The 12,720-nt window shown below is 51.4% G+C and carries 13 protein-coding genes and 1 riboswitch; of the genes, 11 read left to right on the forward strand and 2 right to left on the reverse strand.

Features of this window, described 5'->3' with window-relative positions:
* The first annotated feature begins 126 nt into the window (after positions 1-126).
* From NYR52_RS05290 to NYR52_RS05300, 3 genes are read left to right on the forward strand one after another with little or no spacing between them, the layout of a single operon-like run.
* Positions 127-723 carry a TetR/AcrR family transcriptional regulator gene (locus tag NYR52_RS05290; protein ID WP_259436449.1) on the forward strand — a complete coding sequence of 199 codons (597 nt, stop codon included), beginning with the start codon at positions 127-129 and terminating at the stop codon, positions 721-723.
* 5 nt (positions 724-728) lie between these two features.
* Positions 729-1,496, forward strand: a complete 768-nt coding sequence (locus NYR52_RS05295) for a lysophospholipid acyltransferase family protein (RefSeq protein ID WP_132219932.1) — start codon at positions 729-731, stop codon at positions 1,494-1,496.
* Positions 1,457-2,977 carry a phytoene desaturase family protein gene (locus NYR52_RS05300; protein WP_259436450.1) on the forward strand — a complete coding sequence of 507 codons (1,521 nt, stop codon included), beginning with the start codon at positions 1,457-1,459 and terminating at the stop codon, positions 2,975-2,977. Before NYR52_RS05295 ends, NYR52_RS05300 begins: the two co-directional genes overlap by 40 nt.
* 7 nt (positions 2,978-2,984) lie before the next feature.
* On the opposite strand, the gene NYR52_RS05305 is transcribed toward NYR52_RS05300, so the two are convergent.
* Positions 2,985-3,209 carry a twin-arginine translocase TatA/TatE family subunit gene (locus NYR52_RS05305; RefSeq protein ID WP_281275207.1) on the reverse strand — a complete coding sequence of 75 codons (225 nt, stop codon included), beginning with the start codon at positions 3,207-3,209 and terminating at the stop codon, positions 2,985-2,987.
* Positions 3,210-3,291: 82 nt separating this feature from the next.
* Here NYR52_RS05305 and NYR52_RS05310 point away from each other — a divergent pair, with 82 nt between their 5' ends.
* Positions 3,292-3,615 (forward strand): SCP2 sterol-binding domain-containing protein, encoded by a 324-nt coding sequence (locus NYR52_RS05310; RefSeq protein WP_259436451.1) that lies wholly within the window; start codon positions 3,292-3,294, stop codon positions 3,613-3,615.
* 33 nt (positions 3,616-3,648) lie between these two features.
* Here NYR52_RS05310 and NYR52_RS05315 read toward each other — a convergent pair whose 3' ends face one another.
* On the reverse strand, positions 3,649-4,263 hold the full coding sequence (locus tag NYR52_RS05315) for an AAA family ATPase (protein ID WP_259436452.1): 615 nt from the start codon (positions 4,261-4,263) through the stop codon (positions 3,649-3,651).
* Positions 4,264-4,489: 226 nt separating this feature from the next.
* Positions 4,490-4,676: riboswitch (Lysine riboswitch) on the forward strand.
* 224 nt (positions 4,677-4,900) lie between these two features.
* On the opposite strand from NYR52_RS05315, the gene NYR52_RS05320 reads away from it, so the two are divergent.
* The 7 genes from NYR52_RS05320 to sdhB all read left to right on the forward strand — a co-directional run bounded on the left by NYR52_RS05320 (position 4,901) and on the right by sdhB (position 12,705).
* Positions 4,901-6,130 carry an aspartate kinase gene (locus tag NYR52_RS05320; protein ID WP_259436453.1) on the forward strand — a complete coding sequence of 410 codons (1,230 nt, stop codon included), beginning with the start codon at positions 4,901-4,903 and terminating at the stop codon, positions 6,128-6,130.
* A gap of 229 nt (positions 6,131-6,359) precedes the next feature.
* Complete coding sequence (locus NYR52_RS05325) at positions 6,360-7,289, forward strand: ABC transporter permease (protein WP_259436454.1); 930 nt, start codon at positions 6,360-6,362, stop codon at positions 7,287-7,289.
* Position 7,290: 1 nt separating this feature from the next.
* Positions 7,291-8,214 carry an ABC transporter permease gene (locus NYR52_RS05330; protein WP_132219937.1) on the forward strand — a complete coding sequence of 308 codons (924 nt, stop codon included), beginning with the start codon at positions 7,291-7,293 and terminating at the stop codon, positions 8,212-8,214.
* Positions 8,215-8,226: 12 nt separating this feature from the next.
* Positions 8,227-9,234, forward strand: a complete 1,008-nt coding sequence (locus NYR52_RS05335) for an ABC transporter ATP-binding protein (RefSeq protein ID WP_259436455.1) — start codon at positions 8,227-8,229, stop codon at positions 9,232-9,234.
* Positions 9,235-9,532: 298 nt separating this feature from the next.
* Complete coding sequence (locus tag NYR52_RS05340) at positions 9,533-10,183, forward strand: succinate dehydrogenase cytochrome b558 subunit (RefSeq protein WP_281275208.1); 651 nt, start codon at positions 9,533-9,535, stop codon at positions 10,181-10,183.
* A gap of 15 nt (positions 10,184-10,198) precedes the next feature.
* Positions 10,199-11,956, forward strand: coding sequence for a succinate dehydrogenase flavoprotein subunit (gene sdhA / locus NYR52_RS05345; RefSeq protein ID WP_259436456.1), 1,758 nt, complete (start codon positions 10,199-10,201; stop codon positions 11,954-11,956).
* On the forward strand, positions 11,953-12,705 hold the full coding sequence (gene sdhB / locus NYR52_RS05350; protein WP_132219941.1) for a succinate dehydrogenase iron-sulfur subunit: 753 nt from the start codon (positions 11,953-11,955) through the stop codon (positions 12,703-12,705). Before sdhA ends, sdhB begins: the two co-directional genes overlap by 4 nt.
* Positions 12,706-12,720 lie beyond the last annotated feature (15 nt).

A 12,720-nucleotide genomic window follows, 5' to 3' on the forward strand; every position in this document is an offset into this window, starting at 1 on the left:
TGTATTTTTGATCGTGATTGGTATGATGGTACATGAATTGAAATTAAAATCAAAAGGGGTATGAGATTGAAGGACCGGGTAAAGCGAGCGCCGGGTAGGCCAAGGCGCTCAGATTTGGAAGGTACAATGGACACTGAACAGAAGATTTTATGCGAAGCGGCGGAATTGTTTTTAAAAAGCGGATATGCTGCTGTTTCGATCAGTATGATAACGGACGCCGTGGGGATCACCAAACCGACACTGTATCATTATTTTCCTGATAAAGAGACATTGTTTGCGGCGGTGGTGTGCAAAAAACTGGAACTAGCTGGGACACATATCCAACGGGGAATCGCGAAAGGGGGAAGTGTCCGGCAACGCCTCATTTTTTTGGCGACAGGATTTTTCCACCATGCCGCCATGTCGATGCAACAGCTGATGCGCGACGTGGATGAACAATTGCGTCCTGACTTGACCCAACGCGTGCATCTCACGTTGCATCGTGCCATCGTGAAGCCGTTGCAGGATCTGATTCAAGAGGGGGTGGAGCAAGGGGAAGTGCGTGCGCAGGCCGAGCAGATTCCGATACTGGTGGAATTGTGGCTGGGGATGTTGGATACGTTGGCGAAACATTGCTGCAAAGAAACGGATGTGGAGGAGATCGAACGGCTGGTGGAGATGGCAGTCACTGTGTTCATGGACGGCATTGCCAAAGAAGGGTGTCATATGCGGACAGAGGAGTGACCCGGATGATTGAGGAAGAGAAAAATAAACGATTTACGCCGCTTGTGCATGCCATGGTGACAGGTGTGTTGCGGCGTCATTTTGCGCGGATGTATGTCAACTGTTCGGAACGCATCAATGTGTCTACTCCCACCTTATATTTAGTGAATCATAGCCATTGGTGGGATCCATTGTTCGTGTTGTGGCTGAATCACGCATATCTGCGCCAAGACGCCTATGTCCTGCTGCAAGAGCGGGCGTGGCCTTTTTTTTCATTATTGAAAGATCAAGGATTCATCGAAGTCGACCCGGATGATTATCAGGAGTGGCGGTCAGCGCTGGAATCTGGAAAAGAGCTGTTGTCTTCGCGGTTTCGTTCGTTGTGGATTTTGGGCCAAGGAGAAGCCGTCCATCAAGACGCGCGCCCTATCCGCTTCATGCCGGGGCTGGGGTCGTTGCTTGAAACGGGTGGGCAGATTCAAGTTGTTCCGGTGGCGATTTACACGTCATTTACCCAAAGTCGGCCGGATGTCTATATCCGCCTAGCGGATCCATTGCTGCCGGACACATTTACCAAAGGTCATCGTCGGCAATGGGTCGCTGCCTGTGAAAAGGAGTTGGCGCTAGAGTTGGATGCTATGCGAGAAGGGGTGATTGCCAACCGGCTTACCGGTTTTGAGCTGGCTTGGCAGGGTTTCTCATCATTTCCGGAGCAGTGGAATCGCGTGCGGGACAGGCTGAAGCAGGCCGGCCAATGGTGGCGAAGATGGAAGAAAGGGCGATCACAGCAATGAAAAAAGCGATCATCATTGGTGGCGGCTTGGCCGGCTTGGTGACGGCGATCAAATTGGCCACGATGGATTTCAAGGTGTCCCTGTTTGAAAAAGAAAGCAAGGTGGGTGGATCGTGCCGCGCAATCCAATTGGGAGGAGGGTATCGATTTGGTTTGGAGCCGGCGCCGATGATGATGCCATGGGTGTTTGAACGCATCTTTCGGGAAGCCGGTTCAGCGGTTGACCCTTCGCTGAGGTTCATTCCCTTGCCAGTAAACAGCCGGCACTTTTTCTACAATAAGTCGATTGTTGATTTAACTGCAGATGGCGAGGCGATGGCCGATCAACTGACGGGATTTTCACCGGAAAACCGCACTGGTTTTTTGGACTATCTGTATGCGGCACAAACCATATACGAGTGGGTGGAAGAAACGCTCTTAGCCAGTCCTACAGTAAGTTGGACAGATCTGCTTCGTCCGGGAGCGGTGAAATCGACATGGAAGATGAAGCTGTTGCAGCCGCTGGATGCTTTTCATCGGCGCTTTTTCGACGACGCCCGCATGCTGGCGATGATGAACCGTTATGCAACCTATGTTGGCTCTTCCCCCTATAAGGCGCCTGCGGTGGTGGCGATGTTCGCCTACTTGGAATTGGTGCAGGGAGTATCTTACATAGAAGGCGGGAATGAGCGGTTGATTGAGGCGTTGGTGCGCTTGGCGCAGTCGCGGGGTGTGGAGTTGCACACGGGATGCGCTGTGGATGAAATCCTGTGGTCTGATCGTAAAGTGACAGGTGTAGATGCAGGCGGGGAAAAATGGGAGGCGGACATAGTGGTGTCTTGCATCGATCCCATCCAAACGAGGGTGTCGTTGTTGAAGGATGAGCAATACACGCCGGATATGAGGCAACTCAGCTGTTCGCAGGTCGTGGGTTTGCTTGGTTGCAAAGAAACGTACCCTGTGTTGCATTATCATAATTATTTTTATCCGCGCGAGATGGAGCGGTACTATATTGATTTGTTTGAACAGCGGGAATGGCCTGACGCCCCTCTGATTTATGTGGGGAACCCCTGTTTGTATGAAGCGGATCGCACCAGCTCTGGTTGCAATTTGTGTGTCACTGCGCAGGTGCCAGCCAGCTTCGGGCTGAAGCCGGGCCAATTTGAATTGTACCGCGAGCGACTTTTGTACTTGTTGGAACGGGTTTGGGGTCTGCAAGGGCTGAGTGAGCAGATCGAAGTAGAGCAGTGGTTGGGACCGCTTGATTTGCAGGAAATGACGGGGGCTTATGGTGGGGCGTTGAATGGACGTGCTTTTCATGGGTTTCGTGCGGCGATTCGCCAACCGCTCAAGGATCGCAAGCGGCAAGGGTTGTATTATGCAGGCGCTGGAGCGTATCCGGGAGGGGATCAAGCGATGGCGGCGATCAGCGGGCTGCATACCGCTCATCTCATCAAGCAGGAAGAAGAGAAAAAAGAGAGCAAGCTCACCCCAAACGGGTGAGCTTGCGTCATGATTTATCCTCTTTTTTCTCTTTGGAATCATCTTTACCGGATACTGCATCGCGGAACATTTTTAAAGTTTGTCCAGTTGCGCGTCCCAATTCGGGCAATTTTTTTGGCCCGAACAAAAGCAGGGCGACAACGAGGATAACAATAAGTCCGGGTAAACCGATACTACTAAACATATTTTCACGCTCCAACAGGCTAAAATAGCCTGGTCTGTTCTTAGCCATTATATCGTTTCGCCAGAAAGATGCCAAGTAAAGCTTTTTTTGCATTATAATCAATTTATCATAACAAAAAGGAGTGGCAGGTGTGGAACTAATCCAGGTTTTCACTTCATTGGCGGAGAAAATCAATCAAGATCCAACGGGAATCAGTCATTTGAACGATGTATATCAGTTGGAAGTGACCAGTGGGACGTATCAGGTGCGGTTTGCAGATGGACAAGCGGAGTGGGCCGAAGGAAACAAATGGGAGCCGACTTGTTCGTTGCAGATCAAAGATGAGGATTTGCTGAAGCTCGTCACGGGAAAATTGGGAGCGACGACAGCAGTGATGATGGGCAAGCTGAAAGTAAAAGGCTCGATTGAAGCTTCGCTCCGTTTGCAAAAGGTTTTAAAGCATTATGCCAGCTAACGGGTGAAAGAGAAGCCTGGCTTCCATAGGGAGTCAGGCTTGTTTGCTTTCGATCCACCTTACTTGGTGCGCTTCTTCGGCTGCAGAAACCTCTAATCTTTGCATCAGCTTGCGGATCGTTGCTGCGGGAACGGCCTGTTTCCGGTCGCGATTACGGGACAACAACAGCGCAAGCGACGCGTCGATATACACGATATACACGATATACACGATATACACGATGCTAACATGCGCACTATAGGATGCGAATAGATCTACAAGTGGTACGCGCAAATGCCGACAAAGATTGGTGGCGTTCCAGATAAATGGTTGTTTTCGTCGTAGCCGGTATTTGGCTTCATCTTTGGCAAGGCGAACCACTTCCCTCTGATTGGCTGTAGGGGGGATGCGGCTGCCGAATGCGATCCAAAGAAACGACTGGGAGATCCGGATGATTTCAAAGTCAGTATCGTCATATAGCAAGTCGTCGATCCGATCCAATAATTCCGCTTGGTCCGGGCAAATTCGCCCGCGCACATCAGCTTCGGTCAACATGGCAACCCAATCGAGGCGGATCTGCCAGCTGGTGCCAACCACCGCCTTCTCGGGGTCAGGCTTTTCAAAAAAACATAGTGGCAAACCGTTATGCCGGACGAGTTGCACCAACATCTCCCGCTTCCCGCCAAGCCAGTTCGGGTTGCAGTCCCGACAAATGGCGTGTGCGAGGATATTTGATCATCCGCTTCATCCCTCAAATATATTGTGATTTATATGTTTATCATAAAGAATCAGTGTGAAAATGTTTTGCGCAAATGTTTTTTTCGCCCTTGCCAATTTGGATCGAGCTGTGTTAATATCATAAAAATTAATATTTTATTTGAATTCTCGCCACTCATTGTGGAGTAGAGGCGCGGGTTTCATGAGTACTTGTTCGGAGGACGGGCCGTTGATGGACAAGGAAAGGGAAACGCCGCCGAAGTTTGCTGGAAGACCCGACAGAAAGCAGGCTGGGACTGTATCCGAACAGGAACAGGACTGTCACAAAAGTACATGGGTTGCTTTTGTGAAGCGCTAATCCGCAGTAGATGAGCGAGCTGGAGCAAAAAAAACAAAGGCGACAGCGAGCGATTCTCTGCTGTGGCCTTTTCTGTTTTTTTACAGGCCTTTCTGGGTCATGTCTGATTCATATCTGCGGTTTTTTTAGCCATCGGTTTATGGAAAACCGGTTTGTCCGCCGCTTTTAGGGGTCAGTTTGCTTTGCCGGTCAAGCCCCAGCCGACTATGCAGAATCGAGAGGAGAGTAAGCATGAGCATCGTGGTGCAAAAGTTTGGCGGTACCTCGGTAGGAAGCATTGAACGGATTCAAGCCGTGGCAGAGATCATAGCTCGTACCTATGAACAAGGGAAGCGTTGTGTGGCAGTGGTGTCGGCGATGGGAAAATCCACGGATCAATTGGTTGGGATGGCCAAAGAGATTCATCCACACCCTTCTCCCCGTGAGATGGATATGTTGCTTGCGACAGGCGAACAAGTGAGCATCGCGTTATTAACCATGGCCTTGCATCGGAAAGGATTGAAAGCTCGTTCGCTTACTGGCTGGCAAGCAGGGATTACCACCGATTGTGTCCATGGCCGGGCGATGGTTCATGATGTGGATACGGAGACGATCACTACTGCGTTGGATCAAGGGGAAATTGTGGTCGTCGCCGGGTTTCAAGGGATTTCTTCTCAACGGGAGATCACGACATTGGGAAGGGGCGGCTCAGATACGACGGCCGTTGTATTGGCGGCTGCTCTGGGAGCCGATTATTGCGAAATCTACACAGATGTCGAAGGCGTGTATACGGCAGATCCCCGCGTAATTCCGGCGGCGCAGAAGATGGATGAGATTTCATACCAAGAGATGTTGGAACTGGCTCACTTGGGGGCGGGCGTGCTTCATCCCCGTTCGGTGGAAGCCGCGTTGCGGAATAAGGTGAAATTAGTGGTGCGCTCTAGCTTTGTCAATGAATCAGGCACTTGGATTAAGGGGGAAAATGAGATGGAAACCTCGCATCATGTCAGCGGCATCGCACACGACCTGCAAGTAGCACGAATCAAGGTGTTGGGATTGCCGAATCATGAAGAAACGTTAACGCGGCTGTTTGGATTGTTGGCCGAGGCGCATATCAATGTGGACATCATCGTTCAGAGCGAACATGATCATGAACGGGTTGATGTGGCTTTCAGCGTGAATGAAGAAGAAGGCTTGGAAGCGCGGCAGGTATTGGAGGCGGCGCAAAGTGAGTTGGACTTTGCCAAGATTTTGTATGAAGGGGGATTGGCCAAGGTTTCCGCGGTGGGCGTGGGGATGATGGCTCGCCCGGGCGTAGCGGCCAAGATGTTTGCCACGTTAAGCGAAGCGGGCATTCGGGTGAAAATGGTTTCCACTTCCGAGATTAAAATTTCCTGCGTAGTGGAGCGGGAGCAGGCTCTGGAAGGGGCGCGCCGCCTACATTCGGCGTTTGGTTTGGACCGGATCGAAGTGAAGGTGTAGACAAGCGAGGCAGTCTGTCTGGGGAGGGCGGACTGCCTTTTCTATTCTGTAATTTCATCTCATATAATAGACCGGAGTAGATCAGTATCCCTATTCCGCTGAGAAAGCTAAGTGGAATTATAATAAACTGATTAATGATAAAATTATTTATTGACTGAAAATCATTGTTTAGGTGATGATTAAAATAATTGAATCGATCTATCTATTTTTGTTTTAGGGGGTGTTGGTGTTGGTCAAATATGTGATGTCCCGATTGTTACAGATGGTGTTGACACTCTGGGTGATCGCGACGGTCACATTCATGATGATGAAAGCGATTCCAGGTGATCCGTTCAGCAATGAAAAGAAACTTCCCGAAGAAGTGTTGCGTAACTTGTATGCATACTACCAATTGGATGATCCGCTGCCCGTTCAGTATATCCATTATATGAAAAATCTGGTGATGCTGGATTTGGGCCCTTCCTTCAAATATGAAACCCGCACGATTAATGAGATTGTGGCGGAAGGCTTTCCTGTCTCGGCCCAGTTGGGGGCGCAAGCGTTGTTGGTAGCGGTTGTGGCGGGTCTTGCTTTGGGTGTCTTGGCTGCACTCAGACAAAACAGGTTGCTGGACTATTTCTCCATGATGGTGGCGGTGTTAGGGATTTCTGTGCCTAGCTTTGTGCTGGCCCCGATACTGCAAAAATATTTGGGGGTCGAGTGGGAACTTTTGCCGGTGGCCACGTGGGAAGGATTTGCGTCTACTGTGATGCCGACAATCGCACTGGCAGCATTCCCTCTGGCTAGCGTGACTCGGCTGATGCGGTCGAGCATGGTTGAGGTTTTGACACAAGATTATGTGCGTACGGCCAGAGCCAAAGGGTTGCCTCCTCTGTTCGTGATCGCCCGTCACACGATCCGCAACGCGATTTTGCCTGTGGTTACTGTATTGGGGCCGCTCACGGTCGGAGTGTTGACGGGCAGTTTTGTGGTTGAGAGCATTTTTTCCATACCGGGCATTGGCAAGTATTTTGTGGAAAGCATCACCAACCGTGACTATCCTTTGATCATGGGAATCACCCTGTTCTACTCTTCGCTGTTGATTATCGTCAATTTCCTGGTTGATCTGGCTTATGGCTGGATTGATCCACGGATTCAGTTGGCCAAAGGAGGCGAGTGACATGGAACCGGTGTATCATCCCCGTTTTCAGCGTGTGAGCCGTTCAAGGCCGGCGATGGAGGCGATTCGTCGCCCCCGGGTGTCGTATTGGCGGGAGAGTTGGCGACGGTTGCGTCAAAATGCGTTAGCTATGGCGGGTCTCATTACCATTGTCTTGATCGCGATTCTTTCTATTGTCGGGCCGATGCTGTCCGAATATGAATACAATGAGCAAAACCTGCAAACGGGTCGTAATTTGCCGCCGTCGGCTGAGCATTGGTTTGGTACGGATGATTTGGGGCGAGATGTGTTTGTGCGGGTGTGCGAAGGTGGGCGCATTTCACTCGCGATCGGATTGGCGGCCGCTATGATCGACATGGGCATCGGCGTAGTTTATGGAGGCATTGCCGGGCTTCGTGGTGGCCGGATGGATGAAGTGATGATGAGGATAGTGGATGTCCTGTGGGGTCTTCCTTATCTATTGACTGTGATTTTGCTCATGGTTATTTTGCCGCCGGGATTGGGGACGATTATTCTCGCGCTCACCGTGACCGGTTGGTTGAACATGGCGCGGCTCGTGCGGGGACAAGTGCTTCAGTTGAAACAACAGGAGTATGTGCTGGCCGCGCAAGCGCTGGGGGCCTCCACTTCCCGTCTGCTGGTCAAACATCTGATACCAAACGCGATGGGGCCTATCCTGATCATGTTGACGCTGACGGTGCCGAGCGCCATTTTCGCAGAAGCGTTTTTAAGCTTTTTGGGGTTGGGAGTGCAAGCGCCTGTAGCCAGTTGGGGTACGATGATCAATGATGCGCTGGTAACGGTGTTGTCAGGGGAGTGGTGGCGCCTCTTTTTCCCGGCACTGTTCCTGTGCCTGACCATGTTGGCTTTCAATGCGTTTGGGGATGGGTTGCGCGACGCACTTGATCCGAAATTGCGTAAATAAGGAGGGAAAAAGGTGGAGAAGCTGCTTGAAGTAAACGGATTAGAAGTGTCTTTTCAGCTGGACAAAGGGGAAGTACAAGCGGTGCGAGGCGTTTCTTTTTCGCTGGCCCGCGGGGAAACGTTGGCGATTGTGGGAGAGTCGGGAAGCGGAAAGAGTGTGACAGCCTTGGCTGTGATGCGGCTGCTCCAACACCCGGGCCGGATCAAGGGCGGGGAGATCTGCTATGATGGCATTGAGTTGACGCGGATGGAAGAGAAAGGGATGTTTCGCATCCGCGGTGCGGAAATCGCGATGATATTTCAGGACCCCATGACTTCCCTCAATCCGACGATGAAAGTTGGTGAGCAAATCATCGAGGGGCTTCGCTGGCACCGGAAGATGGGAACGGATGAGGCCAAAGCGCGTGCAACCGAGATGTTGAAACGGGTAGGCATTGCGCAAGCTGAACGCAGATTGGAGCAATACCCGCATGAATTCAGCGGCGGGATGAGGCAACGGGTGATGATTGCGATGGCCTTGGCCCTCAACCCGAAGGTGCTGATTGCGGATGAGCCGACCACGGCCTTGGATGTGACGGTTCAGGCGCAAATCCTGGAATTGATGAAAATGCTGCAAGAGGAGACGGGAACTTCTATCATCCTGATTACGCACGATCTAGGCGTGGTGGCTGAAACAGCTGATCGCGTCTGTGTGATGTACGGCGGACAAGTTGTGGAAACGGGAACGGTCAATGAATGTTTCCGTCAGGCCCGTCACCCGTATACGTGGGGGTTGTTGCAGTCGATGCCGAGGTTGGATCAGCCGCGGGATCGAGAGTTGCAACCCATCCCAGGATCGCCACCTGACTTGTATGAACCGCCGCAAGGATGTCCATTTGCTGACCGCTGTCCCTACGCGATGCATGTCTGTTTTGAAGAAGCGCCTCCGGAGACCCGGCTGTCGGATACCCATCAAGTCAAGTGCTGGCTGGAAGACCCCGAAGCGCCGCCAGTGGAGAGGGATCGGCCATTTGCTTGGTAGGCGATCGCCACGCAAGAAACTCCCCCGCTTTTGCTGGAGGGAGTTTCTTGCGTTTTCCCCTGTGCGATTGACTCTGGTCCCGAATTGGCGGATGTGGTCGTCGAAAGTGGGAGATAAAGCGCATTCCGGACGGCTTAAGCCAAGAGAGGAAGGTTGACATTCCTTGACGCCCCCATCCGGATGGGAGTAAAATAAATAGCGAGTTGAAACCCCTTTCTCAACTTTTTTGTCAGCAGTTTGAGAGAGTGCTGAAACCCACTGACTCTACTGCGACTATGTCCAAGATTGGAGGCAAATGATGAGCAGAGAACGCAGTTTCTTCAACCGTCGGTTACACTCTTTGCTAGGCGTGATACCGGTGGGCTTTTTTTTGGTGGAACATTTATTTTCCAACTATGCTGCTACCAAAGGGGCACAAGCATTTGTTGAACAGGTAGAATGGCTTTGGGGAATCCCGTTCCTCACTGTTCTGGAAATCTTTTTTATTTTCTTGCCGCTCCTTTACCATGGCGTCTATGGTCTGTATATTGCTTTGCAAGCCAAAAACAATGTTGGCAACTTTAATACGTTTCGCAACTGGATGTTCACCTTGCAACGGATCACAGGTGTCGCCACCCTCATTTATGTCGTATGGCATGTATGGGAGACTCGCGTGCAAGTGGCGCTTTATGACATGACCGCTCCCCAGCTTGCCAATTTGACGCATGAAATCCTGCAAAATCCAGTCAATTTGGCGTTGTATATAATCGGGCTGGTTGCGGCTGTTTTCCACTTCTCCAATGGTATGTGGACGTTCCTCATTACTTGGGGTGTGACAGTGGGGCCGCGTGCGCAACGCGTCTCTTCCTATGTGTGGGCGGTTGTGTTTGTCCTTGTTTCTTATCTCGGCATTTCTGCGCTGTTGGCCTTCGCGCAAGCTGACTTTATGGGTCAAATGGCACAGCATTAGAAGGGAGCTTTTCTCATGAATGAAAAACTAATCGTTGTCGGTGGGGGCCTGGCTGGCTTGATGGCAACGCTCAAGGCAGCTGAGGCTGGAGCCCACGTCCAACTATTTTCCATCGTACCGGTGAAACGCTCTCACTCTGTGTGCGCACAGGGCGGCATCAACGGTGCGGTAAACACCAAAGGGGAAGGGGATTCCCCATGGGAACACTTTGACGACACCATTTATGGAGGCGACTTCCTCGCCAACCAACCACCGGTCAAAGCGATGTGTGAAGCCGCGCCCGGGATCATTTATCTGATGGACCGCATGGGGGTTCCGTTCAACCGCACGCCGGAAGGGTTGATCGACTTCCGCCGCTTCGGGGGAACGAAGCACCACCGCACCGCTTTTGCAGGTGCCACCACAGGGCAACAATTGCTTTATGCGTTGGATGAACAAGTGCGTCGCTACGAATCCGAAGGTAAAGTGTCCAAGTATGAAAACTGGGAGTTCTTGAGCATTGTCAAAGATGATGAAGGACGTTGCCGCGGGATCGTCGCGCAAAACTTGCGCAGTGGCGAAATCGTCGCTTTCCCTGCTGATGCGGTGATCTTGGCGACAGGAGGACCCGGTATCATCTTCGGTAAGTCCACCAACTCCATGATCAACACTGGAACAGCGGCGGCTGCTGTGTATCAGCAAGGGGTTTATTACGCCAACGGTGAGTTTATTCAAGTGCATCCAACTGCAATCCCTGGAGATGACAAACTCCGCCTGATGTCCGAATCGGCTCGTGGTGAAGGTGGCCGTGTCTGGACATATAAAGACGGCAAACCATGGTATTTCCTCGAAGAGATGTACCCAGCTTATGGGAACTTGGTACCACGCGATATCGCTACCCGCGCCATCTTCAAAGTGTGTGTGGACGATAAGCTTGGCATCAACGGGGAGAACATGGTTTATCTTGATTTGTCCCACAAAGATCCGAAGGAATTGGATATCAAGCTGGGTGGGATCATTGAGATCTATGAGAAATTCATGGGTGAAGATCCACGCAAAGTCCCGATGAAAATCTTCCCGGCCGTACACTATTCCATGGGTGGCCTGTGGGTCAACTATGATCAAATGACCAACATCCCCGGCTTGTTCGCTGCGGGTGAATGTGACTATCAATACCACGGTGCGAACCGCCTGGGTGCGAACTCCCTCTTGTCCTGCATTTACGGTGGTATGGTTGCTGGACCGAAAGCGATTGAATATGTGCGTGGACTGGACAAACATGTCGGTTCGCTCAGCACGGACATCTTTGACAAACAGCAAAAGCTGGAAGAAGAGAAGTACGAAAACATCCTGAAGATGGACGGAAACGAAAACGCCTATGCGTTGCACAAAGAGCTGGGTGAATGGATGACGGATAACGTAACGGTGGTTCGCTACAATGACCGTCTGAAGAAAACGGATGAAAAAATCCAAGAATTGATGGAGCGGTACCAAAATATCAACATGATCGACACCAGCAAATGGAGCAACCAAGCGGCGCCGTTCACCCGCCATCTGTGGAACATGTTGCAATTGGCGCGTGTTATCACGCTTGGCGCATACCATCGTAACGAAAGCCGTGGGGCACATTACAAACCGGAGTTCCCGGATCGCAATGACAAAGATTGGTTGAAAACGACCAAAGCGAAATTCACTCCTGACGGTCCAGTGTTCGAGTATGAGCCGGTTGACACTTCTCTGATCAAACCCCGTCCGCGCCGTTACGATGTGGATAAGGGAGGGGACAAAAAATGAGCGAGCAACAATATGTACAGCTGATTGTGACACGTCAAGATGGTCCAGACAGCCAACCGTATAAAGAAGAATTTAAAATCCCTTATCGCAAAAACATGAACGTGATCTCTGCGATGATGGAGATCCAACGGAACCCCGTTAATGCGAAAGGTGAAAAAGTCGCACCGGTTCAGTGGGAATCTAACTGCTTGGAAGAAGTGTGTGGCGCCTGTTCCATGGTTATCAATGGGAAGCCACGCCAAGCGTGTACGGCGCTTGTCGACCGGTTGGAACAGCCGATCCGCATTGAGCCAATGCGCACGTTCCCTGTGATTCGCGACCTGGTTGTGGATCGCAGCCGGATGTTCAACGCCCTGAAGCGGGTGAAAGCTTGGATTCCGATCGATGGCACCCATGATCTGGGACCTGGTCCGCGTATTGCTGAAAATGATCGACAATGGCGCTATGAACTGTCCAAGTGCATGACCTGTGGCGTGTGCTTGGAAGCATGTCCTAACGTAAACTCCAAATCCAACTTCGTCGGCCCGTTTGTCGTGGGACAAGTACAACTGTTCAACTCCCATCCGACTGGGGCGATGAACAAAGAAGAGAGACTGGAAGCGCTGTTGGATGACGGCGGGTTGCAAGAGTGCGGGAACTCGCAAAACTGTGTGCAAGCTTGTCCCAAAGGGATTCCGCTCACGACAGCGATTGCCAAGAGCAACCGGGATGCAACGGTTCATATGTTCAAAAAGTGGCTATCCAATTAATGCACTGACTGCCGG

It is taken from the genome of Laceyella sacchari, from assembly GCF_024927925.1.
GTDB classification, from domain to species: Bacteria; Bacillota; Bacilli; order Thermoactinomycetales; family Thermoactinomycetaceae; genus Laceyella; species Laceyella sacchari.

What these genes read in the sequence shown, in the direction of transcription:
- NYR52_RS05290 (WP_259436449.1), top strand. Translation starts at nt 127, where the DNA reads ATGGACACTGAACAGAAGATTTTATGCGAAGCGGCGGAATTGTTTTTA.
- NYR52_RS05295 (WP_132219932.1), top strand. Translation starts at nt 729, where the DNA reads ATGATTGAGGAAGAGAAAAATAAACGATTTACGCCGCTTGTGCATGCC.
- NYR52_RS05300 (WP_259436450.1), top strand. Translation starts at nt 1,457, where the DNA reads ATGGTGGCGAAGATGGAAGAAAGGGCGATCACAGCAATGAAAAAAGCG.
- NYR52_RS05305 (WP_281275207.1), bottom strand. Translation starts at nt 3,209, where the DNA reads ATGGCTAAGAACAGACCAGGCTATTTTAGCCTGTTGGAGCGTGAAAAT.
- NYR52_RS05315 (WP_259436452.1), bottom strand. Translation starts at nt 4,263, where the DNA reads ATGTTGGTGCAACTCGTCCGGCATAACGGTTTGCCACTATGTTTTTTT.
- NYR52_RS05320 (WP_259436453.1), top strand. Translation starts at nt 4,901, where the DNA reads ATGAGCATCGTGGTGCAAAAGTTTGGCGGTACCTCGGTAGGAAGCATT.
- NYR52_RS05330 (WP_132219937.1), top strand. Translation starts at nt 7,291, where the DNA reads ATGGAACCGGTGTATCATCCCCGTTTTCAGCGTGTGAGCCGTTCAAGG.
- NYR52_RS05340 (WP_281275208.1), top strand. Translation starts at nt 9,533, where the DNA reads ATGAGCAGAGAACGCAGTTTCTTCAACCGTCGGTTACACTCTTTGCTA.
- sdhA (WP_259436456.1), top strand. Translation starts at nt 10,199, where the DNA reads ATGAATGAAAAACTAATCGTTGTCGGTGGGGGCCTGGCTGGCTTGATG.
- sdhB (WP_132219941.1), top strand. Translation starts at nt 11,953, where the DNA reads ATGAGCGAGCAACAATATGTACAGCTGATTGTGACACGTCAAGATGGT.